General features: G+C 58.4%; 23 protein-coding genes. 16 read left to right on the forward strand and 7 right to left on the reverse strand.

The window, feature by feature from the left end:
• Positions 1-55: 55 nt before the first annotated feature.
• Both greA and AC13QY_RS10000 read left to right on the forward strand, forming a co-directional pair.
• Positions 56-532 (forward strand): transcription elongation factor GreA, encoded by a 477-nt coding sequence (gene greA / locus AC13QY_RS09995; RefSeq protein ID WP_069612629.1) that lies wholly within the window; start codon positions 56-58, stop codon positions 530-532.
• A 6-nt stretch (positions 533-538) separates the two neighbouring features.
• On the forward strand, positions 539-1,618 hold the full coding sequence (locus AC13QY_RS10000) for a glycosyltransferase family 4 protein (protein ID WP_113351871.1): 1,080 nt from the start codon (positions 539-541) through the stop codon (positions 1,616-1,618).
• 9 nt (positions 1,619-1,627) lie between these two features.
• Here AC13QY_RS10000 and AC13QY_RS10005 read toward each other — a convergent pair whose 3' ends face one another.
• Genes AC13QY_RS10005 through AC13QY_RS10015 form a run of 3 tightly spaced genes read right to left on the reverse strand, consistent with a single transcriptional unit; the run spans position 1,628 to position 3,978 of the window.
• Entirely contained in the window at positions 1,628-2,542 is a 915-nt protein-coding gene (locus AC13QY_RS10005; protein WP_113352041.1) for a glycosyltransferase family 92 protein, read from the reverse strand.
• A 55-nt stretch (positions 2,543-2,597) separates the two neighbouring features.
• Positions 2,598-3,506 carry a glycosyl transferase gene (locus AC13QY_RS10010; RefSeq protein ID WP_113351870.1) on the reverse strand — a complete coding sequence of 303 codons (909 nt, stop codon included), beginning with the start codon at positions 3,504-3,506 and terminating at the stop codon, positions 2,598-2,600.
• Between the two features lie 4 nt (positions 3,507-3,510).
• Positions 3,511-3,978 carry an Lrp/AsnC family transcriptional regulator gene (locus tag AC13QY_RS10015; RefSeq protein WP_015340578.1) on the reverse strand — a complete coding sequence of 156 codons (468 nt, stop codon included), beginning with the start codon at positions 3,976-3,978 and terminating at the stop codon, positions 3,511-3,513.
• Positions 3,979-4,216: 238 nt separating this feature from the next.
• Between AC13QY_RS10015 and trxB the strand changes: the two genes are divergently transcribed.
• The 4 genes from trxB (at position 4,217) to AC13QY_RS10035 (ending at position 8,232) form a co-directional block, all read left to right on the forward strand.
• Positions 4,217-5,191: a thioredoxin-disulfide reductase gene (gene trxB, locus AC13QY_RS10020; RefSeq protein ID WP_095435379.1), complete on the forward strand. Its 975-nt coding sequence runs from the start codon at positions 4,217-4,219 to the stop codon at positions 5,189-5,191.
• Between the two features lie 23 nt (positions 5,192-5,214).
• Positions 5,215-6,111, forward strand: coding sequence for a LysR family transcriptional regulator VtlR (locus AC13QY_RS10025; RefSeq protein WP_092711607.1), 897 nt, complete (start codon positions 5,215-5,217; stop codon positions 6,109-6,111).
• Between the two features lie 564 nt (positions 6,112-6,675).
• A complete protein-coding gene (locus AC13QY_RS10030; protein ID WP_069612851.1) occupies positions 6,676-6,969 on the forward strand; it encodes an ArsR/SmtB family transcription factor in 294 nt (97 codons plus the stop codon).
• Positions 6,970-7,119: 150 nt separating this feature from the next.
• The gene (locus tag AC13QY_RS10035) at positions 7,120-8,232 is read left to right on the forward strand and encodes an alkene reductase (protein WP_113332265.1); all 1,113 of its coding nucleotides are present in this window, start codon (positions 7,120-7,122) and stop codon (positions 8,230-8,232) included.
• Positions 8,233-8,369: 137 nt separating this feature from the next.
• On the opposite strand, the gene AC13QY_RS10040 is transcribed toward AC13QY_RS10035, so the two are convergent.
• Positions 8,370-9,347 (reverse strand): SDR family oxidoreductase, encoded by a 978-nt coding sequence (locus AC13QY_RS10040; protein WP_233789750.1) that lies wholly within the window; start codon positions 9,345-9,347, stop codon positions 8,370-8,372.
• Between the two features lie 92 nt (positions 9,348-9,439).
• On the opposite strand from AC13QY_RS10040, the gene AC13QY_RS10045 reads away from it, so the two are divergent.
• Positions 9,440-10,354: a LysR family transcriptional regulator gene (locus AC13QY_RS10045; protein WP_113351868.1), complete on the forward strand. Its 915-nt coding sequence runs from the start codon at positions 9,440-9,442 to the stop codon at positions 10,352-10,354.
• A gap of 2 nt (positions 10,355-10,356) precedes the next feature.
• On the forward strand, positions 10,357-10,872 hold the full coding sequence (locus tag AC13QY_RS10050) for a GrpB family protein (RefSeq protein ID WP_113351867.1): 516 nt from the start codon (positions 10,357-10,359) through the stop codon (positions 10,870-10,872).
• Here the strand turns inward: AC13QY_RS10050 and AC13QY_RS10055 are convergent.
• Complete coding sequence (locus AC13QY_RS10055) at positions 10,869-11,150, reverse strand: DUF2188 domain-containing protein (protein WP_092711617.1); 282 nt, start codon at positions 11,148-11,150, stop codon at positions 10,869-10,871. The genes AC13QY_RS10050 and AC13QY_RS10055 overlap by 4 nt on opposite strands.
• 271 nt (positions 11,151-11,421) lie before the next feature.
• On the opposite strand from AC13QY_RS10055, the gene AC13QY_RS10060 reads away from it, so the two are divergent.
• The gene (locus AC13QY_RS10060) at positions 11,422-12,483 is read left to right on the forward strand and encodes a calcium:cation antiporter (RefSeq protein ID WP_371864925.1); all 1,062 of its coding nucleotides are present in this window, start codon (positions 11,422-11,424) and stop codon (positions 12,481-12,483) included.
• Positions 12,484-12,624: 141 nt separating this feature from the next.
• Here the strand turns inward: AC13QY_RS10060 and AC13QY_RS10065 are convergent, their stop codons facing one another.
• Positions 12,625-13,827, reverse strand: coding sequence for a pyridoxal phosphate-dependent aminotransferase (locus AC13QY_RS10065; protein ID WP_152092636.1), 1,203 nt, complete (start codon positions 13,825-13,827; stop codon positions 12,625-12,627).
• A 517-nt stretch (positions 13,828-14,344) separates the two neighbouring features.
• Between AC13QY_RS10065 and AC13QY_RS10070 the strand changes: the two genes are divergently transcribed.
• From AC13QY_RS10070 to AC13QY_RS10090, 5 genes are all read left to right on the forward strand, one after another.
• Positions 14,345-15,505, forward strand: a complete 1,161-nt coding sequence (locus AC13QY_RS10070; protein ID WP_152092635.1) for a PQQ-dependent sugar dehydrogenase — start codon at positions 14,345-14,347, stop codon at positions 15,503-15,505.
• 98 nt (positions 15,506-15,603) lie between these two features.
• Positions 15,604-16,494 (forward strand): DMT family transporter, encoded by an 891-nt coding sequence (locus AC13QY_RS10075; protein WP_152092634.1) that lies wholly within the window; start codon positions 15,604-15,606, stop codon positions 16,492-16,494.
• A gap of 498 nt (positions 16,495-16,992) precedes the next feature.
• A complete protein-coding gene (locus tag AC13QY_RS10080; protein ID WP_004116423.1) occupies positions 16,993-17,208 on the forward strand; it encodes a cold-shock protein in 216 nt (71 codons plus the stop codon).
• Positions 17,209-17,356: 148 nt separating this feature from the next.
• Complete coding sequence (locus AC13QY_RS10085; protein ID WP_152092633.1) at positions 17,357-17,794, forward strand: BA14K family protein; 438 nt, start codon at positions 17,357-17,359, stop codon at positions 17,792-17,794.
• A 321-nt stretch (positions 17,795-18,115) separates the two neighbouring features.
• Positions 18,116-18,661: a DEAD/DEAH box helicase family protein gene (locus tag AC13QY_RS10090; RefSeq protein WP_152092632.1), complete on the forward strand. Its 546-nt coding sequence runs from the start codon at positions 18,116-18,118 to the stop codon at positions 18,659-18,661.
• A gap of 11 nt (positions 18,662-18,672) precedes the next feature.
• Here the strand turns inward: AC13QY_RS10090 and AC13QY_RS10095 are convergent, their stop codons facing one another.
• Positions 18,673-19,317, reverse strand: a complete 645-nt coding sequence (locus AC13QY_RS10095; RefSeq protein ID WP_113332256.1) for an MBL fold metallo-hydrolase — start codon at positions 19,315-19,317, stop codon at positions 18,673-18,675.
• Positions 19,318-19,561: 244 nt separating this feature from the next.
• Here AC13QY_RS10095 and AC13QY_RS10100 point away from each other — a divergent pair, with 244 nt between their 5' ends.
• Both AC13QY_RS10100 and AC13QY_RS10105 read left to right on the forward strand, forming a co-directional pair.
• On the forward strand, positions 19,562-20,200 hold the full coding sequence (locus AC13QY_RS10100; protein ID WP_113332255.1) for a DUF1236 domain-containing protein: 639 nt from the start codon (positions 19,562-19,564) through the stop codon (positions 20,198-20,200).
• A 247-nt stretch (positions 20,201-20,447) separates the two neighbouring features.
• Positions 20,448-20,711, forward strand: coding sequence for a hypothetical protein (locus tag AC13QY_RS10105; protein ID WP_092711633.1), 264 nt, complete (start codon positions 20,448-20,450; stop codon positions 20,709-20,711).
• Positions 20,712-20,964: the final 253 nt, after the last annotated feature.

Below are 20,964 nucleotides of genomic sequence, written 5' to 3' on the forward strand. Positions count from 1 at the left end.
CCTGTTTTCTTTTGTGTCTGCAGCAGAGCAACACAGGGAGTGAAGGACAAGAAAAATGGTTGAAAAGGTACCGATGACACAGAACGGGTTCGTCAAGCTGCAGGAAGAGCTGCGCTGGCGTCAGCAGGAAGAGCGCCCGCGAATCATCGAGGCAATTGCAGAAGCGCGCGCCCACGGCGATCTCTCTGAAAATGCCGAGTACCATGCCGCCAAGGAAGCTCAAAGCCACAATGAAGGCCGCATCACAGAGCTGGAAGATCTCACGGCGCGTGCCGAAGTCATCGATCTCACCAAGATGTCCGGCTCGAAGATCAAGTTCGGCGCCAAGGTCAAGCTCGTCGACGAAGACACCGAGGAAGAAAAGATCTACCAGATCGTCGGCGATCAGGAAGCCGATGTGAAGGCCGGCCGCATCTCCATCTCCTCCCCGATCGCCCGCGCCCTGATCGGTAAGGAAGTCGGCGATTCCATCGAGGTCAATGCACCCGGTGGCGCCAAGGCTTACGAAATCCTCTCCGTCTCCTGGGGCTGATCGCCCGTGCGCGATCGCGAGACAGCGCATGCGAGCGATCTCCGTGAGATCGAAATCATAGCAACGAATTTCAAACGCCGGCTTTCCGGCGTTACGTCTACGATCGTGCAGCTCATCCCCAAGCAGGTCGAGCTCGGCTATCATATCGCCACACTCGGCCCTGGCCTGCCGGAAAACCTGCCAAGGCTCGGTTGGCTCCGCCTGCCCGGTCTCTGGATGAAGCCGCGCCGCTATCGCCTCCGCGTTTGGCATGCCCGCCGCAACAACGAAATGCTTGTGGGTTTGCTGCTGCGCTCCGTTCTGCGCATGCGCCTGAAACTTGTCTTCACCTCCGCAGCCCAGCGCCGCCACACTGGCTACACACGCTGGTTGATCCGCCGCATGGATGCCGTGATCGCCACCAGCACGCGCTCGGGCAGCTTTCTCGAAGTGCCGCACACCGTCATCCAGCACGGCGTCGACCTCAACAGCTTCCATCCGCCGGAAAAGCCTGACGACCGCATGGCCGCAACCGGCCTGCCCGGCACCTATCTGATCGGCTGCTTCGGCCGCGTCCGCCATCAGAAGGGCACGGATCTCTTCGTCAAGGCGATGATCGAGCTGTTGCCGCGCCATCCGGACTGGACCGCCGTCGTCTGCGGCCGCGTGACAGCTGAGCACCGCAGTTTTGGCGAGCAGCTGGAAAAGATGGTGGCCGATGCAGGTCTCACCGATCGTATCCGCTTCATGGGCGAAGTCGACGATATCAAACCCTGGTATCGCCGCGCCACCCTCTATGTCGCCCCTTCCCGCAACGAGGGTTTTGGCCTGACACCGTTGGAAGCCATGGCCTCCCGCACCGCTGTCGTCGCCTCTGATGCCGGCGCCTATGCCGAAATGATCGTACCGGGCGAAACAGGCGCCGTGGTGCCGGCGGGCGATGGCGAGGCCCTGACTAGAGCGATCGCCTTCTATCTTGCCAATCCAGAGGAAACCCTTCGCCAGGGCGAAAATGCCGTGCGCCATGTGCGCAGCGAGTTCGCTTTGGAAAAGGAAGCGACCGCTATCGGCGAGGTCTACAAGCGGCTGCTTGGCGCCAACAAGTGAACGGACCGATCAGCGGCTAAGATCAATATGGTTGCGCTCGATGAATTCGATCATCGAACGATCCTCCATCATGTCTTCCTCGATGCTTTTGACGATGGACAAGACCTTGTCCCGATATTTGGTCGCACTGCTGTCATAGGTCCAACCCCGCGCCAGCTTCTCCATCAGCTCCTGCCGGGATTTCGTATAGTAGTGGTTCAGCTGCAGGAACTGGTTTGAATAAAACTCAGGGGATTTGCGTGCGCGCCGAGTAAACCGCTTGCCGGCGTCATTGGCTGTCAGATCGCCATAGGCACGCGTCTGGAACTGGTGCACACTGACTTCGGTGACTTCGCATGGATCAACGATGCATTTGAAATTGCTGACATTTTCCTTCGTCGTCATCGGATCGGCGCCGCGCATCGTATAATTCAACGTCAAAGGTCCGTCCGGCGGCGTCTCATGGCCGCTGGTCGCAAACATATGCCAGGGCAGCGAGACATTCGGGAAATCGCCGACGGCCTCCAGCGCCTGCTCGACCGTCGCAGCCTCCTTCGGCAGGAGGAATTCGTCGACATCGATGAACGCCATCCAGCGGTAATCGCCACCGAAATTCAAAATGGCATGCGCGAAGGTGATGACCTGGCCGTTCAGTACTGCCGATGTGGCCGCATCGCGCATGCGCCCAGCCCAGGGAATAATCGTCAAAGCATCTTCAGAGAGCAGGCTTCGAAGAAGCAAGCAGGTCTCGTCCGTCGAGTCATTATCATAGATATAGAAGTGGCGAATGCCGACTGCCTGATGGAAGCGCACCCATTCTTCGATATAACGGGCCTCGTTCTTCACGCAGGCGGCAATGGCAATGCCGTGGCGCCCTGCCCTCGGCTCAGGCGGTTCGATGCACAGCTTCTTGGCGTCGGACGCCTTGGGTTTCAGCCAGCGCATAAGCTTCATTCCATCGACCCTAATTTCACAGCAGCCTCGCCAACGCCGGCGAACATCACGCCCGCGGCTTCAATGCAAACCTGTCGTCGTAACCAAAATCATATTTGAGCAATGCCGAAATGCGGGAGTAGTTGACGAAAGAGACGCCGCGCTCGGCTGCGATCTGCCGCGCAAGCACCAGATGCTCGATGATGCGACTCTCTGCCCGCGCAATGCCGGAGAACGCCATGTCGCTGGGAGTCTCATAAAAGCGCGGCTCGCCGGCATTGGATATATCGATCCCCAGAAAGCCGACCTGCTGCTTTGCACAGTAAAGGGCAAATTGGAGGGCCGATACCGCGACGGATCCCCCCAGAAACACCCCGCGGTCCGGTGAGAGCGAAAAACCCGCCGACCCCTCGGTATTCAATCGCACATATTGCAGTTTCTTGAGGTCGTCGACCGAACGGCGGCGCGCACCATAGGGCTTGCGGATATCGTCGATCAAGATGATGGTCTTGTCCGCCAGCCAGCTTTTGTCGATTTCGCACAGCGCACGCAGCACCGCCACGGAAAACAGGCAAAGAGAACCGGGAGCCACCTTCTCGCGGAGCATGTCGAGATGTCGCCAGACAAAACGCTCATCCTCGACGGCAATTGCTAAAGGCTCGCCGATCCGGTCGCCAGACAAGCCGATGGCACCGTTCAAAAGAATGGCACTGCGGAATTCCAGACCACTCAGATCGCAATCGCGAATTGATGGACCCGAGCCGACGATGTAGACCGCATCGCCGCAACGTTCGCGCAGACGATCCATGCCGGCAAGGCTTGCAACCTTGGCGCCGCGGTAAAGCACCTCGCTGACATTCTGGCTGCGAACGATGGTGAGCCCCGGGAACCAGTCCTGCACATGAGCCCGGGAGCCGCCTAGAAAGAGGCGCACGCCAGACTTAATCACCGACCGATGCCAGGGGCGATCCGCCATTCGCCTAGAGCTCCACCAGGCCGAGCTTTTTGACTTGCCGAATGGTCAACATGGTGCGCACGGTGTCGACATGTTCATTCGCCGTCAGAACTTCGATGACGAAATCCTGGAAACGAGTGAGATTTTCCGCAACGCAGTGCAGCAGGAAATCACTGTCGCCGGACACCATCCATGCCTGCCGAACCAGCGGCCATGCCGAGGTTGCGCTGGCAAAAGCCTTGAGGTTCGCTTCCGACTGATGCTTGAGGCCGACCATGCAAAAAGCCACGAGATCGAAGCCCAATTTCGGGCTGTTCAACATGGCGTGATAGCCTTCGATAACGCCGGCTTCTTCCAATTTGCGCACGCGGCGCAGACATGGCGGCGCCGAAATGCCGACCCTGTCTGCGAGCTCGACGTTGGTCATGCGTCCGTCCCGCTGGAGTTCCCGCAGAATCTTGATATCGATGGCATCGAGCTCAGCGCGAAGCACTTTCTTGCCTTTCTTTAATTCCCCCTCGCCAGCTTCTATATAAGGCAGGAAAATACGCAAGAAAGTTTCTCTCGCGTAGTTGATTCTTACACAAAGCAGATTTGCTCTGTGTGTAATGCAAGGCTGCCCTTGAATAAATGCATAAGGCAATCATAAATGAAGCCGCGGATCGCGAAATCGCCTGCTTTGCGCGCTTGAAGCCGCGGTTTCCCAATCGCCGAAATTGAAAGGACTGACTATGCCTGCCCGCCACACAAAGGTGCTCATCATCGGTTCCGGCCCAGCCGGCTACACCGCCGCGGTTTACGCCGCGCGCGCGATGCTGCAGCCGGTTCTGATCGCTGGTCTCGAACAGGGCGGCCAGCTGATGATCACGACCGATGTCGAGAACTATCCGGGCTTTGCCGATCCTATCCAGGGACCATGGCTGATGGAGCAGATGCTTCAGCAGGCACAGCATGTCGGCGCCGAAATCGTCAACGACCTCGTGACCGAAGTCGATACCAGCAAGCGTCCTTTCGTTGCCCATACAGATAGCGGCCAGGTCTGGACCGCCGACACGCTCATCATTGCCACCGGCGCCAAGGCGAAATGGCTGGGTATCGAGAGCGAACAGCATTTCCAGGGCTTCGGCGTCTCCGCCTGCGCCACCTGCGATGGCTTCTTCTACCGCAACAAGGACGTGATCGTGGTCGGCGGCGGTAACAGCGCCGTTGAAGAGGCGCTCTATCTCTCCAACATCGCCAAATCGGTGACCGTGGTGCATCGCCGCGATACTTTCCGTTCGGAAAAGATCCTGCAGGAGCGCCTGTTCGCCAAGGCAAACGTCAAGATCCTCTGGAATACTGAGGTTGCCGAAATCACCGGCACGCCCGCCAAGCCGCCGATGCCGCCATCGGTCACGGGCGCACGCCTGCGCGATGCGCGTACCGGCGCCATCACGGAAATGCCGATCGACGGTGTCTTCGTTGCCATCGGCCATGCGCCGGCGACCGAGCTCTTCAAGGGCAAATTGAAACTCAAGGACAATGGCTATCTCTGGACCGCTCCTGATTCGACCGCGACCAGCGTCGAAGGCATCTATGCCGCGGGTGATGTGACCGATGATACATTCCGCCAGGCGATCACGGCAGCCGGGATGGGCTGCATGGCCGCGCTTGAGGCGGAACGCTATTTGACCGGGCACATGCCCGTCGCCGTGGCTGCGGAGTGATGCAGCCGATGAGGGGAAACGGCATGCCATTGGATTGGGATAAGCTGCGTATCTTTCACGCGGCTGCCGAAGCGGGTTCATTCACGCATGCGGCCGACAAGTTGCACTTGTCTCAATCCGCCATTAGCCGGCAGGTCAGCGCTCTCGAGCAAGACGTTGGCATTAAGCTTTTCCACCGCCATGCGCGCGGCCTCATCCTGACCGAACAGGGTGAGCTGCTCTATCGCACGGCCCATGACGTTTTGCTGAAGCTCGAAACGGTCAAGATGCAATTGACCGAAACGACCGACAAGCCGAGCGGCAAGCTGCGCGTGACGACCACAGTCGGTCTCGGCCAGGGCTGGCTCACAGACAAGATCCAGGAATTCCTGCAGCTCTATCCGGACATGCAGATTCAGCTGATCCTCGACAACGAGGAGCTGGATGTGAACATGCGCCATGCGGACTGCGCCATCCGTCTGCGCCAGCCGCAGCAATCGGATCTCATCCAGCGCAAGCTCTTTACCGTGCACATGCACGTCTATGCGGCCCCCTCCTATATCAACCGCTACGGCGAGCCGCAGTCGGTGGAGGATCTAGACGAACATCGCATCATCAGCTTCGGCGAGCCGGCACCAAACTACCTGCTCGACGTCAACTGGCTGGAGATCGCCGGCCGGTCTTCCGACAACAAGCGCGTGCCGCACCTGCAGATCAACAGCCAGACGTCGATCAAGCGCGCCTGCCTGCTTGGTATCGGCATCGCGGTATTGCCTGACTATATCGTCGGCCGCGACCCCGGCCTCATTCAGCTTGCCATCAATGCCGACGTGCCGTCCTTCGACACTTATTTCTGCTATCCCGACGAGATGAAGAACGCGGCCAAGCTCAAGGTTTTTCGTGATTTTATTGTCGCGAAGGCTCGTAACTGGAACTTCTGACGAAGGTAAGTCACTGATAACGAACTCTTTTTACGGCTAGTATATCAGCCACGCATATGATGCATAGCTGATATGCACAAATGAGAGTTGAAGCCTGCCCATTTAACTACCATATCGCACATAGCTGATGCACACGGTGGCTTTTCCTCCCAGTTCCACCGCATTGGCTGTTCCCCTCTGGAGGTTTTTGACCTTCATACCTATAGGGCCCTGGTTCACTCCGGAGGCCCTTTTTTTTGCCCTTTTGCCGCCGACGTAGCAAACGCATAACTGCCATGCACAAAAAAGCATTGCGCACTGCACAAATTAGCATCATAACGCACTCAGCTGATGCACACGGTGGCTTTTCCTCCCAGTTCCACCGCATTGGCTGTTCCCCTCTGGAGGTTTTGACCTTCACACCTATAAGGGCCCTGGTTCATTCCGGTGGCCCTCTTTTTTTGCCTAATTTCTAAGCACGCACGTCGACGGCCTTGCCGAAAATAATCTTCAGCGTCGCCCTTGATATATCGAAAATCGTCGATACATAAATCGCAATTATTCGATATTCATATGGTGAACGCCATGGACAAGAACGAGATATTGAAGGCTCTGGCCCACCCGGCCCGGCTCGAAATCCTCAATCACCTCAAAGATCCGCACACCCATTTCCCGACCCAGGAGCACCCGTTGGAGCTCGGCGTCTGCGCTAGCCAGTTCGAGCGCTGTGGCCTGTCGCAATCGACCGTCTCAGCGCATCTCGGCACGCTGCATCGCGCCGGCCTGGTGACGACGCGGCGCCTTGGCCAGTGGATTTTCTACAAGCGCAACGAGGAAACGATCGCCGAATTCCTCGCGGCCATGCAGAAGGAACTCTGAAAATGTCTGCTGCGCTCCCTGTATTTGCGCCCATGCCCCCCGTCACCGACGCAATCTTCCCCGAGAAGCTGCTGCCTTAACCACCATAGTTCTTCGGACCTGGCGATCGCCTCGTCCTGATTTCCCCGCCCCCTATAGAAAGGACGATCCATGACCAAATTATTCGAACCGACGAAGCTGGGTGATATTTCCATCGCCAACCGCATCGTCATGGCACCTCTGACGCGCAATCGCTCGCCGAATGCAGTGCCGAATGAACTGAACGTAAAATACTACGCCCAGCGCGCCACTGCCGGCCTGATCATCACCGAAGCAACGGCGATTACCCATCAGGGTCAGGGCTACGCCAACGTTCCCGGCCTCTACAGCAAGGAAGCGCTCGATGGCTGGAAGAAGGTGACGGATGCCGTGCATGCCAACGGCGGCAAGATCGTCGTGCAGATGTGGCATGTCGGTCGTATCTCCCATACGACCCTGCAGCCGAATGGTGGCAAGCCGGTCTCGTCGACCTCCAAGCGCGCTGAGAATTCGAAGACCTATCTGGTCAACAGCGACGGCACCGGCGGCTTTGCCGATGTTTCCGAACCGCGTGCGCTAGAAACCTCGGAAATCCCGGGCATCATCGAGGATTACCGCAAGGCGGCCCGCGCTGCGATCGATGCCGGCTTTGACGGTGTCGAGATTCATGGCGCCAACGGCTACCTGATCGACCAGTTCCTGCGCGGCAACGTCAACGACCGCACCGACCAGTATGGCGGCGCAATCGAGAACCGCGCGCGTTTCCTGTTCGAAGTGGTCGATGCCGTCACCAAGGAAGTCGGTGCCGGCCGCACGGCGATCCGCATCTCGCCTGTCACGCCATCCGGCGATGCCAGCGATCCGGCGCCGCAACAGCTCTTCACCTACGTCGTCGAAGGTCTGGCAAAATATGACCTCGCCTATATCCACGTCATCGAAGGCCAGACCGGCGGTAAGCGCGACTTCCTGCCCTTCGACTATGACGCTCTCCACTCGGCCTACAAGGCTGCAGGCGGCAAGGCCGGCTGGATGGTCAACAATGCCTATACCCGCGAGATGGCGATCGAAGCCGTCGACAGCGGCAAGGCCGATGTCGTTGCCTTCGGCAAGCCGTTCATCTCCAATCCGGATCTCGTCCGCCGCCTGAAGGAAAACGCACCGCTCGCCCAATGGGACCAGGCAACGCTCTACGGCGGCGGCGCGAAGGGCTACGACGACTATCCGACCCTGGACGAAGCGGCATAACATCTCTGACGGACCGGCCTCTTCCCCAGTGGCAAGGCCGGCATAAAGCTAACGATGAGCCCCGCACCAAGATGTTGCGGGGCTTTTCCACTCGCTGTTGTAACCAGTGCCCTTGGACAGAATGCCTGACCGGCGGCTCAAGCTGCCGGAAGACAGCCGATCGATGCAAGACTTGCCCTCACCGCCTCATCGATCGGCGTATGCGGTTCCTCGCCAAGAACAGCCACCAGCCTGTCGTTTCGCATCTGCAGCGGCACATCCCAGAGATAGCTCATCTCGCGCAGTTCCCGCATGAATGTCACGAAGGGAGAAGCCAGCGGTACTATCCACCAGGGAAACGATTTCACCTTCACCTTGTGTCCAACGACGCGCTGCACGGCTTCAATCATCTGTCTGCCGTCTCCATCCCAATGACCGCGCATATGATAGACGGCGAAAGCCGGCAGCTCGTCGCCCTTCTCGATCAGCCGGATCATGGTCTCGGCAACATCGGGCAGATAGGCCCATTGATGGCCGACACCGCGCTTGCCTGGATAGGTCATTGAAGTAATCGCCTTGCCCGGCGTCACCATCGCCTGCGAGAACCAGCTGTTGGCGCGCGCACCACCGAAGAAGTCTCCGGCGCGAACGATGATAACAGGCGTACCGCCCTGCTCTGCCGCCGCCCGCAGGCGCCGTTCCATCTGCACGCGGATAGCGCCTTTGCGGGTCTTCGGCCGTTGCGCGCTATCTTCCGTGACATTCGGGAAAACATCGGGACCGAAATTGTAAACCGTACCGGGCAGCACGATCCGCGCACCGACCACCTTCGCGGCGGCAATCGTATTATCGAGCATCGGCAGGACGACCTTACCCCAATTGCGATAACCGGGCGGGTTGACGGCATGCACGATGACATCGACACCCTGCGCCGCCTTCAGAACATCATCCGCCTGCATGGCATCGCCCTGGAACCAGTCGAACTCCGGCTGGCGGCGGGCCGCCTCGGCCGCATTGCGGTTCAGCGCCCGAATGCGCCAGCCGCGAAGGGTAAGCCCTTGCGCGACAGCACCGCCAATGCCGCCGGTCGCGCCGAGTATCAGGGCCGTCTTCGTGCTTTCCTTATTGTTGCTCATCGTCATCTCCATCGGTTTCGATGGGCTGACTATGCTTGGTATCGGCGATAAACGAAATTGCTGAAAAATCTGCAGATGATATATATAAATGTATGGCGTCGCTATCTGAACCAAGCTGGGATTTCTATCGCACCTTTCTTGCCGTGCTGGAGCACGGCTCGCTGTCGGCCGCTGCCCGCGAACTCGGCCTGACACAGCCGACTGTGGGGCGTCATATCCTCGCATTGGAGCAATCGGTCGGTGCAGAGCTGTTCACGCGTTCGCAACAAGGGCTGTTGCCGACCGACACCGCCCTCGTTCTGAGACCTTATGCCGAGACTTTGGCGAGCACGACCGCCGCACTGTTGCGCGCAGCCTCCGGCTCGAAGGACAAAGTCAGCGGAACAGTGCGCGTCAGCGCGAGCGAAGTCATCGGCACGGAAGTGCTGCCGCCGATCCTTGCCAAGTTGCAGGCAATCTATCCCGACCTGATCGTCGAGCTTTCAGCCTCCGATACGGTGGAAGATCTGCTGCAACGTGAGGCCGATATCGCCGTGCGCATGGTCGCGCCGGCGCAAGAAGCACTGCTCGCCCGGCATATCGGCATCATCTCTCTCGGCCTCTTCGCCCATCGCGATTATATCGAGCGGTACGGCAAGCCCGAAACCCTCGAGGAACTGCGTCGGCACAAGCTCATCGGCTTCGATCGCCAGACTGCCTATATACGCATGATGCTGAAGCGTTATCCGATGCTCGAAGGCGCTTCCTTCAGCTTTCGTTCCGATCACAGCATCGCGCTCCACAATGCGCTGCGCGCCGGCATCGGCATCGGTTTCTATCAGATCCCCTTGGCAAGCCGCGATCCGAACCTCGTGCAGATATTGTCCGAGATAAAGGTGGAGATCGACACCTGGATCGTCATGCATGAAAATCTGAAGACGTCGCCACGCTGCCGCGTGACGTTCGATGCCCTCGTTGCGGGTTTGCTTGATTACATCAAGGAAAACAACGTGGAGAATGGATTTTGACCATGGGAACAGCGGTGGAACTTGTGCCGTACGACCCATGCTGGCCAGGGGATTTCGAACGCATCCGCGAAAAGCTCGAACGATTGCTGGCGCCCTATGTCGTGACGATCGAACATATCGGCAGCACATCCATTCCCGGGATCGCCGCAAAACCGCTTATCGACATCGATATCATCTTCCGCAGCTCAGCCGATGTGCCTGCGGCGACCCAGATTCTTCTGCAGGAGAATTACGAACCGCGTGGCAATCGCTACGACGACGATGTCTGGGCCTTCATGCGGCGCGACGGCAGGCCGCCGGAGCGCGTCTATCTCTGCCCGCCGAACAACCGGACCCACGAGCGCCGGGTGATCTTTCGCGATTATCTTCGAGCGCATCCTGCAGAAGCGGCAGCCTATGCCGCGCTGAAATTGGAGCTCGCCGGAATGCATCGACATGATGGCGATCGCTACACTGCCGAGAAACGTCATTTCGTCGACGCGGTTATCGAAAAGGCAGTCGGCCAGCGGCAGATCTAGGCGCCTGGAGCGGTATCCACCGGCGGAAAATGCATCTGGCCGTCGATGACTTCCGTTTCCGGTCGGTCACCGCCATCGGCATATTCCTCATGCCATTTGCCGCTCTCGTCCTGCCAGCTGATTTCGGCTGAATCTCCCCCGATTTGCTGTTCCGCCGCCACGATCCTCGCGGCCTCCACCGCCTCGGAATGTGTTGGAAACGCTTCCGAATAAACGTCGCGGAAGCGATAAGCCCACCCACCGTCATGCGGCACGATTTCGTAAACGACCTTGACCATTCAGACCCTCCTTCTCATCTGCCAAGACCTTCGAACCGGACGTTGCCGGCAGAATCGCGTGCATCTGAGACGGGTTCGAGGATGCCGCGACATTGTGATTGGGCAGACCTGTCCGCATAGTATTCCATTAAACCGCGTTAACTGCAAATTTCGCCCTCCTCCCCGCAAGCTTGATGTGCGAAATCCTTGCTTTAGAGTGCAACCGTGAATCGGCGCAAAGGTGGGGAAAGTGATCATAACGAAATGGTTTAAGCAGGAGAAAAACCTGCTAGTGGCACTGGCGATTGCTGTCGTCGCCTATGTCGGCGAGCATTCCATACTGGAAATGGGCCAAGGCACTGCGATGGTCGCCGCCGTGGCATTGATCGCGACGATTGTATTAGCATCCATGCGCGTCGCCCACCACGCAGAGACCCTCGCCGTCAAGGTCGGCGATCCCTACGGCACGATGATCCTCACTCTTTCGGCCGTTGCGGTCGAAGTCATCATCCTCGCCATCATGATGAGCGGCGAGAGTTCGCCGACGCTGGTGCGCGATACCATCTATGCCGCCGTCATGCTCGATATCAACGGCATCCTCGGTCTTGCTGCTCTTCTCGGCGGTCTGAAACATGGCGAACAGCCCTATAATGACGATTCCAGCCGGACCTATGGCGTTATGATCTTGACCGCTATGGGCATTTCGATGATCGTGCCCGAGTTCATCCCGGATGCGAAATGGCACTACTATTCGGCCTTCACCATCGTCGCGATGATCGCCCTCTATGCGCTGTTCCTGCGCATGCAGGTCGGCCGGCACAGCTATTTCTTCAGCTACAGCTATCCGCGCTCGGAGAAGAAACTCGCTGCCGGAGAGGCTGAAGAGCATCATGAAGAAGAATCCACGACAACTTCGATCGTCACGATCTTGATCGGCGTCGTGCTGATCGGCGTGCTGGCGGAATTCATGTCGGCCTTCATGGATACCGGCCTCAAGGGCACGGGCGCTCCGCCCGCCATCGCCGCGATCGTCGTTGCCGCCATCTCCGCCGCACCGGAAATTCTGACTGCTCTGCGGGCGGCGCTCAGAAATCGCATGCAGGCGACAGTGAATATCGCTTTAGGCGCCTCTCTTTCGACCGTCATCCTGACGGTGCCGGTCATGGAGGCGATTGCGCTCTATACCGGCCAGCCCTTCATGATGGCCATGTCGCCAGTGCAGACGGTCATGGTAATGATCACCCTGATCGTCGCCGCCATCAACCTCAACGACGGCGAAACCAACGCCATTGAGGGTATGACCCATTTCATTCTCTTCGCCACTTTCATCATGCTGACAGCGCTCGGTCTTTGATTCCGATTTCAAAGACTTGCGCCGACTGGCGGATTCAAATTGCGAAACGCTTGGATCAGTTGATGAAGATGAAACCATCAACCTGAATGCAAAAAGCCCACCATCTCTGGCGGGCTTTTCAATTGAACGATTATGGGTCGCTTACTTGCAGGCGGCGCAGAAGCGCTGGATGCGGCGGCAAGCTTCCTCGAGCAGCTCCTCCGAAGTCGCGTAGGAGATGCGGAAGTTCGGGCCGAGGCCGAAAGCGGAACCGTGGACGACCGCCACACCTTCCGATTCCAGCAGTTCGGAGACGAAATCCTCGTCCGTCTCAATGACCTTGCCGGTCGGAGCCGTCTTGCCGATCAGGCCGGCGCAGGACGGATAGACGTAGAAGGCACCTTCCGGAACCGGGCAGGAAATGCCCTTCGCCTGGTTCAGCATCGAGACTACGAGATCGCGGCGACCTTCGAAGATCTTCTTGTTGCGCGGAATGAAGTCCTGCGGACCGTTCAGCGCTTCGACGGCAGCCCACTGGGCGATCGAGGTCGCACCCGAGGTCTGCTGACCCTGGATCATGTCCATCGCCTTGATGAGCTGCAGCGGGCCGGCAGCATAGCCGATACGCCAGCCGGTCATCGCATAGGCCTTCGACACGCCGTTCATCGTCAGCGTGCGGTCGTAGAGGCTCGGCTCGACCTCGACCGGAGTGGCAAACTTGAACTCGCCATAGGTCAGGTGCTCGTACATGTCGTCGGTCAGGATCCAGACATGCGGATGCTTGACCAGCACGTCCGTCAACGCCTTCAGCTCAGCATGCGAATAGGCCGCGCCCGACGGGTTGGACGGCGAGTTGAACATGAACCACTTGGTCTTCGGCGTGATCGCCTTCTCAAGATCGGCCGGCTGAAGCTTGAAGTTGTTGGCCTGTGTCGTGGCAACGAAAACCGGCGTGCCACCGCACAGCGACACCATTTCCGGGTAGGAAACCCAGTACGGCGTCGGGATGATGACTTCATCGCCGGGGTTCAGCGTCGCCATGAAGGCGTTGAACAGGATCTGCTTGCCGCCCGTGCCGACGATGGTCTGCTCGGGAGCGTATTCCAGATTGTTCTCGCGCTTGAACTTGGCGGCGATCGCCTTGCGCAGTTCCGGAATGCCGGCGACCGGCGTGTACTTCGTCTCGCCGCGATTGATCGCGTCGATGGCCGCCGTCTTGATATTATCGGGCGTATCGAAATCCGGCTCACCGGCGCCGAGGCCGATCACGTCGCGTCCTTTTGCTTTCAGCTCGCGCGCTTTCTGGGAAACGGCGATGGTGGCAGAAGGCTTTACACGGGAAAGAGCGTCGGCAAGAAAGGCCATGGTGATCGGTCCTATTCGGTTGAAAATGGCAGAAAGCCTGTGGACCAGATTTCTGCGCTAAGCTCTATGTCGAATATGGGCCGACGTTTCAAGCACAAAGGCGTCACAGTGGCTTTATTTCATGGGTTTCCGGGCCATGTGCATAAGCTTTCCTTACCCGGCTAGAAGCCAGGCCGCGAGCGCGCTTGCCGGTTTTGCCCCGACCGCATGGATCGTAGCCAGGCATCGCCGCTCGATCCAAACTTGAATCATTACGCGAAGCGCCTGAATCGGATTCTGAGGACGCTGGGAATTTCTAATAGAGATCAAATACTTCCCTCGGTATCAGCTTCCCACGAGGCCGGCCGGATGCCTCTCGCGTGCAAAACGCCTCCCTCGCAAGCAGGCGTGAATGAGCCGAAAAGCATCCATCAGTCAAAAGCGAGAACACAAAGACGTTATCGGCTCCGCAACCAGCCTTGAATGGCAACTGAACGGCCCCACCTTGCAAAAGCGAGGCTATTGGGAGGTCAGACAGATGCGTGAGGCAAAAGCGGATTCAGGCGGAAACCGATTTGCGATCGCCTTGATGGTCTGTGCCCTGCTGACGGCAACATCGGTGTTTGCCGAACCTATACAGACCATCCAGACGCAAAAGGTCGACGTCAAGGTCGAGACGATCGCGGCCGGGCTGGAACATCCCTGGGCGGTTGCCGTACTGCCCGATGGTGCCTATCTCGTGACCGAACGGCCAGGCCGCATGCGGCTCATCCGTGATGGCAAGATTTCCGCTCCAATCTCAGGCGTCCCCAAGGTTTATGCCCATGGTCAGGGGGGCTTGCTGGATGTGGAACTCGATCCGAAATTCTCCAGCAACCGCACCCTTTATTTCACCGCCTCGGTGGCAGGCGACGGCGGAAGCGGTACGGCCGTATTCCGCGCCACACTATCTCCTGACGAAAAGCAGCTGACCGATGTGAAGCGCATTTTCGTGATGAACAAGCTGTCGCGCGGAAATCTCCAATACGGCTCGCGCATCGCGATCGCCCGCGATGGTAGCCTTTTCGTCAGCCTTGGCGATCGCTTCCAACAGGATCGCGCACAGGATTTTCACGACGATGCCGGCTCCATCATCCATATCGGCGCCGATGGCAGCATTCCTGCCTATAATCCGTTCAGAGACGGAAAGCGTGCCCTTCCCGAAATCTGGACGAAGGGCCATCGCAATCCTCAGGGCATCACCTTCGACAGCCAGACGAACAAACTCTATACGGCAGAGCACGGCGCCCGGGGCGGCGATGAGATCAACACGCCCGAAGCCGGCAAGAACTACGGCTGGCCGGTCATCTCCTATGGCGTCAATTATAACGGCACGAAAATCGGCATCGGCACCGCAAAGGCAGGTATGGAGCAGCCGCGCTTCTATTGGGATCCTTCGATCGCCCCCGGCGCCATTGCAGTCTATCGCGGCAAGATGTTTCCCGAATGGAACGGCGATTTCCTCGTCACGGCGCTGAAGTTCGAACTGCTCTCACGGCTAAGCCAGGACGGCAAAGGCAAAATCACCGAGCGGGAACGCATGTTTGGGGGAAAATTCGGCCGCTTACGCGACATAACGGTCGCGCCCGACGGTGCGCTGCTGATCACGACGGATGAAAGCGACGGTGCGCTTCTGAGGATTTCGAGAGCAGCAAGCTAGGCTCAACGCGCCGCTTGGGCATCTTTCGGCCTTGCCGCAAGCAAAAGCAGCTGCTAACGGTCGGCCTCATTCTTTCCTCCCCTTCCCGCAGGATGCAGATGTCTCGCATACAGGCGAATTTGTTGTTGTTGCTTGCCGCCGCGATCTGGGGCGGCGGTTTCGTTGCGCAATCGACAGCGATGAAGGCGATCGGGCCCTTCTGGTTCATCGGCCTCAGATTCGCCGTGGCCACCATGGTCGTCCTGCCTTTCGTGTGGATGGAAAACAGGAAGGCCGCCAAGCCGCTGACGCCTCGCAACTGGCTCTTCTTTCTGCTGATTGGCCTCGCTCTCTTCGGCGGAGCGGCAACGCAGCAGCTCGGCCTACTGACAACGACGGTCACGAATTCCAGCTTCATCACCGGTCTCTACGTGGTCTTCGTGCCGCTGATCGCCGTTATCTTTCTGCGCCGCTCGCCGCATTGGGTCATCTGGCCCGCGGCATTGATGGCGCTTTGCGGCATCTACCTGCTGTCGGGTAGCTCCTTCTCGCGCCTCACCGTCGGCGACTTCCTGACCGTGATCTGCGCACTCTTCTGGGCAGCGCAAATCACGCTCGCCGGCTCCGCCGTTAACGACACCGGCCGGCCGCTCGGTATTTCCGCCACCCAGTTTGCCGTCACCGCCGTTCTCGCCCTCGCGGTTGCCGCCGCCATCGAACCAATCAGCATCGCCGATATTAGCGCCGCACTCGGCGAGATCCTCTATGTCGGCATCTTTTCCTCGGGCCTGGCTTTCGCGCTGCAGATCATCGGGCAGCGTTATACGACTGCTCCCCAAGCCGCGATCTTCCTGTCTTCGGAGGCACTGTTCGGGGCTTCGCTGGGAGCCTTGCTGCTCGGCGAAACCATCGGCCCTCTCGGCTATGCCGGCTGCGCCTTGATGTTTACGGCGATGCTGGCCGTGGAATTGGTGCCGGAATTGACTCGGCGGCGCGACGCCACAGCATAAAAAACGCCGGAAATGCGCACTTTTAGGCGCTTGACGGCATGGCACGCCAAAATTTTTCGAACAATCGAAAACGGCTGTTCACACCAGCGGATTTGGGGAAATTTCGTCAAAACTATATCGCGAGCGATGTAAAACCCTTAGAAAGTTGTTTCAAAGTGGGAAAATTTGCGAATCGCCTTAACATATTCGCGTTACGGTATTGTGCCTGTTGTGCCACGTTAAAAAACTTTTGCTTGCCAATTTCCCATAAACACAGCACTCTCAACAGTGTTCGGGCATTTTTAGAGCATGGGAAGTCCTAATAGAATTGCGAGCCGGAAACGCTAATATTCCGGTCAGCTTGGTCGAGAAGCGGGGTGGCAAACATCGCATCGAGATCATGCCGAGTTACGGGGACCTTTTCCTTCAAATTTCGAGAACTGCCTGCAAGCGCCCGCAAGGGCAACTGAAGTAATGCTGCCCGTGTGGATGGTGGGCAGAGAGAAAAGGACCTGAGGCATGGCCGAGACTGGCACTGTAAAGTTTTTCAATACCGATAAGGGCTTCGGTTTCATCAAACCGGACAAGGGTGGCGCGGACATCTTTGTACACATTTCTGCAGTTCAGGCTTCTGGTCTGGCAGGATTGTCGGAAAACCAGAAGGTAAGCTTCGACACGGAACCGGATCGCCGCGGCAAGGGACCGAAGGCCGTCAATCTGCAGATTGCTGGCTAAGACACCTTACGGCTTTCAAATTCGAGTTGAGGCCCGGCAGCAATGCCGGGTTTTGTCATTCAGTCTGCATTCAGTTTGCCACGTATAATTTGCCTCCCATGAAAGGGCGGGAATGACTTTTGTCCCGCTTCCGTTAGAGGATAGGCCAATGACCATACTCGGCAAAACGCTTGTCATGTCCGCCGTCGCGGCGGCATTGACGATCACTTCCGTGAGTGCCGCTTCCGCCGACGAATACTGGCGCCATCATAACCGAGATGGCTGGGCATTCGGGGCCGCCGGGCTCGCAACCGGCCTGATCGTCGGCTCCGCCATTGCCAGCCAGCCGCGCTACGTCGAACCGGCCCCGGCCTATGTCGACCCAGGCTACGACGCTCCTCCCCCTGGCTACTACTATCGCCCAGCACCGCGCCGCGTCTATGTCGAACGCGACGTCAGCTATTATGCGCCAGCGCCGGCATACGGTCTGCGTCCCTGGTCGTCCGCATGGATGCGCTATTGCTACGACCGCTACAGAAGCTTCGATGGCCGCACCGGTACCTATGTCGGCTTTGACGGCATGCGCCATTTCTGCACGGCCGACTGATTTCAGACGTGCCCCTAATGACAATGCGAGGAACCAAGGCGCCGCTTCCGAGCGGCGCCTGATTGATGCGGAATAGCTCCTATCGGGAAGCGTTCGTCTTTCCGCCTGGATTTGCGGCAGCGTCCCCGCATTGCCGTCTCTCGCACACTGAACGCTCCACGCCTTCTCTGAAACAACGTCTCTGATAAGAACGCCGGCCCCATTGCGCCCAAAACTCTCATCCAGACACTCTGTGATAATGTCCTGCCATGGTCACACTGGCATTTTATGCGTGTTGCCATCATTTCTGGCTGCGCGAAGAAGCTTTTCAGAGGTTGGAGAATGGGCGTCAGGAATTACTTGATCGACGGCGTTTCTGGAGCTGGCAAGACCTCTGTCGCCACCGAACTGCAGCGGCGCGGCTACCATGTCATCCATGGCGATCGGGAGTTGGCCTATAAGGGCGATCCGGAAACGGGTGAACCGCTGGATGCCTCTGTCCTTCGGGAGCACATTGGCGATGTGGCCTTCGGGCACAGACATCACCTTTGGGATGTCGGCAAGGTCAAATCCCTCGTCGCCGATCGAAGCAATCCGACCACCTTCTTCTGCGGCGGCTCAAGGAATTTTCATTGCTTTATCGATCTGTTCGATGAGGTCTTCGTGGTCAACGTCGATCTGGACACACTAAACCGCCGGCTTGCCGCCAGACCGGAAGATGAGTTTGGCGGCAAGCCCGCCGAGCGAGACATCATCGTGCGATTACACGCGACGCAGGAGGACATTCCGAAGAACGCGATAAGCAGCGACGCAACAGTGCCGCTCGCCAATGTTGTCGACGATATTCTTTCCAGATGCCACGGGAATGCGGGGCAAAAGGCCCGCTGATAACGCTTTGCCTACAGCCCACGCAGGAAGGGATTGGTGCGGCGCTCGTCGCCGATCTTGCTCCCCGGCCCGTGACCACAGATGAAGCCGACTTCATCGCCAAGCGGGAAAACCTTGTCGCGGATCGATTCCAAAAGCTGCTGATGATTGCCGCCGGGCAGATCGGTTCTGCCGATCGAGCCGTTGAACAGCACGTCGCCGAGATGTGCAAAGCCCTGCTTCCTGTTGACATAGATGACATGGCCGGGCGCATGGCCGGGGCAATGGAAAACCTCGAATTCATGCTCGCCGAAGGAAACCTTGTCGCCCTCCTTCAGGAAGCGGTCCGGCGTGACGTTGCGCACGCCGCTGATGTTGAACATCTTGCCTTTGGCTTCGATATCCTCCAGCAGGAAGCGATCGTCCTCATGCGGGCCGATCACCTCGATGCCGAGTGCCTCACGCACCTCGTCGGCACCGCCGGCATGATCGATATGGCCGTGTGTCAGCCAGACGGCCTTAAGGGTAATGCCGTTCTCGCGCACCGTCTGCAGGATGATATCGACATCGCCGCCCGGGTCGACCACCACGCCTTCCTTGGTCTCCGGATCGAACAGGATAGTGCAGTTCTGTTCGAAAGGGGTCACCGGAATGATGCCGGCCTGGAGCATGCCCATGGAGCGCCTCGTCTGTTTGATCGTCGTACTGCCGGTATAACGGCAAACATCAGACAAAGCAGCCCCCGAAGCTTCAAAGTGGTCCAAACGCGACAACCGAACCTCAAGATTCGATAATACCCATGTTTTCAAGTGCTTATTTGATCCTCCCATCGAACGATGACCTATTGGTGCCCGGCAAACCGGAACACTCAGGCACTCGAAACGTTGAAGGTAGGTCTTTCAAGACAGAAGGAGAAAACCAATGTCCTTGAAGAGAAATCTGTTGCTGACCGGCTTTGTCCTTCTCGGCAGTGCGGGTCTCGCCCAGGCCGAGATGGCCGCAACCACCGCCACGGATATAGAAGTTCGTTCCGGGCCCGGTGCGGAATTCCCGACCGTTGGTGTCGCCACTCGCGGGTCCGAAGCAACACTCGACGGCTGCGTCGAAGGTAGCCGCTGGTGCCGGGTCGACGTCAATGGCATGCGCGGCTGGGTCTATGCGCAATATCTGAGCGTCGAACAGAATGGCACCTCGGTCGTCGTTCAGGACCACCGGGATGACCTGGGCATTCCCACCATCACCTATGAACAGACCGATCCGATCCAGACCGGCAGCGTCCAGCGCGTTCAGCCCGATCCGAGCGACGAATTGCTGGGGCCCGTCGATCAGAGCGGTGGCGATGTAGTCGCAATCACCCCGCCTGAGGAAGTCCGCACCTATATCGACGACAATCCAGTCGATACCGTTCAGTTGCGTGGAGATCTGGTGGTTGGCGCCACCATTCCGCAAAGCGTGGAAGTACACCGTATTCCAGACTACCAATACAGCTACGTCGAGGTAAACCACCAACCCGTATTGGTCGATCCGGGTACACGCCGCATCGTCTACGTCTACCGCTGATTCGCCTCGCAGGACCACATAAGATGGCGAAATTGACATGCGGCGGGTCGGCCGCATGTCCAAACCGAGGATTTCCCCTGAAATTATTAGGGAATTCTCCCGTTTGAGTTGCTCTTCTATTTCCAGCGATCCGTGCATGATGTAATCCTAATATCGATGAAGGATTATCGCCGCTCCCTGGCATCGATCCGGGACGCCGCGAGAGGGCATCCGGAAGCGTCTCCGGAACTATGGGAGAAGGGCAGTCATGGAAAGTCTAGGGCCTATCATTACGCAATTGATTGCCGGTGCGATCGGTGGCAACGCCGCGAGCGCCGTTTTGAAGCAGGATGGGATCAATCTCATTGCGAGAACGATCGCCGGTGCCGTGGGTGGCCTTGGCGGCGGCCTGATCCTGAACCTGATCGGCAGCGAAGCTCTCACCGGCCTCATCGCGCAAGGCATATCCTCATTGGTCGCCGGCGGCGTGCTCTCCGCGATCGTCGGTGCCGTTCTCGGCCGTAAGTCGTAACTAGATCGGATCGCACAAGCCGGGCCGACAAACACCCGGCTTGTGCGGATCAACATCAATTCCGTTTGGCAACAGGCGCATCTCGCCCCTGCCTTGAAGCGGATGGCGCGGAAAAGATACCCGCTTTCACGATGGTTGCCGTTCGACGGCCGGACATGCGCGACCTTCAGCAAGGGCGCCTGCTTCTCGCTCCATTGTTCTCTAACAATCTCGCCACCTCAAGGCATGATCGCTATCGGCCATATTCTGCCCC

This window comes from Martinezella sp. CNPSo 3795, assembly GCF_057784475.1.

Coding starts and splice junctions, on each gene's coding strand:
- AC13QY_RS10105 (WP_092711633.1), top strand. CDS start 20,448: ATGGAAAGTCTAGGGCCTATCATTACGCAATTGATTGCCGGTGCGATC.
- AC13QY_RS10045 (WP_113351868.1), top strand. CDS start 9,440: ATGGCGTCGCTATCTGAACCAAGCTGGGATTTCTATCGCACCTTTCTT.
- AC13QY_RS10100 (WP_113332255.1), top strand. CDS start 19,562: ATGTCCTTGAAGAGAAATCTGTTGCTGACCGGCTTTGTCCTTCTCGGC.
- AC13QY_RS10030 (WP_069612851.1), top strand. CDS start 6,676: ATGGACAAGAACGAGATATTGAAGGCTCTGGCCCACCCGGCCCGGCTC.
- AC13QY_RS10070 (WP_152092635.1), top strand. CDS start 14,345: ATGCGTGAGGCAAAAGCGGATTCAGGCGGAAACCGATTTGCGATCGCC.
- AC13QY_RS10085 (WP_152092633.1), top strand. CDS start 17,357: ATGACCATACTCGGCAAAACGCTTGTCATGTCCGCCGTCGCGGCGGCA.
- AC13QY_RS10010 (WP_113351870.1), bottom strand. CDS start 3,506: ATGGCGGATCGCCCCTGGCATCGGTCGGTGATTAAGTCTGGCGTGCGC.
- AC13QY_RS10065 (WP_152092636.1), bottom strand. CDS start 13,827: ATGGCCTTTCTTGCCGACGCTCTTTCCCGTGTAAAGCCTTCTGCCACC.
- AC13QY_RS10050 (WP_113351867.1), top strand. CDS start 10,357: ATGGGAACAGCGGTGGAACTTGTGCCGTACGACCCATGCTGGCCAGGG.
- AC13QY_RS10075 (WP_152092634.1), top strand. CDS start 15,604: ATGTCTCGCATACAGGCGAATTTGTTGTTGTTGCTTGCCGCCGCGATC.
- AC13QY_RS10055 (WP_092711617.1), bottom strand. CDS start 11,150: ATGGTCAAGGTCGTTTACGAAATCGTGCCGCATGACGGTGGGTGGGCT.
- AC13QY_RS10040 (WP_233789750.1), bottom strand. CDS start 9,347: ATGAGCAACAATAAGGAAAGCACGAAGACGGCCCTGATACTCGGCGCG.
- AC13QY_RS10035 (WP_113332265.1), top strand. CDS start 7,120: ATGACCAAATTATTCGAACCGACGAAGCTGGGTGATATTTCCATCGCC.
- greA (WP_069612629.1), top strand. CDS start 56: ATGGTTGAAAAGGTACCGATGACACAGAACGGGTTCGTCAAGCTGCAG.
- trxB (WP_095435379.1), top strand. CDS start 4,217: ATGCCTGCCCGCCACACAAAGGTGCTCATCATCGGTTCCGGCCCAGCC.
- AC13QY_RS10095 (WP_113332256.1), bottom strand. CDS start 19,317: ATGGGCATGCTCCAGGCCGGCATCATTCCGGTGACCCCTTTCGAACAG.
- AC13QY_RS10025 (WP_092711607.1), top strand. CDS start 5,215: ATGCCATTGGATTGGGATAAGCTGCGTATCTTTCACGCGGCTGCCGAA.
- AC13QY_RS10090 (WP_152092632.1), top strand. CDS start 18,116: ATGGGCGTCAGGAATTACTTGATCGACGGCGTTTCTGGAGCTGGCAAG.
- AC13QY_RS10005 (WP_113352041.1), bottom strand. CDS start 2,542: ATGCGCTGGCTGAAACCCAAGGCGTCCGACGCCAAGAAGCTGTGCATC.
- AC13QY_RS10080 (WP_004116423.1), top strand. CDS start 16,993: ATGGCCGAGACTGGCACTGTAAAGTTTTTCAATACCGATAAGGGCTTC.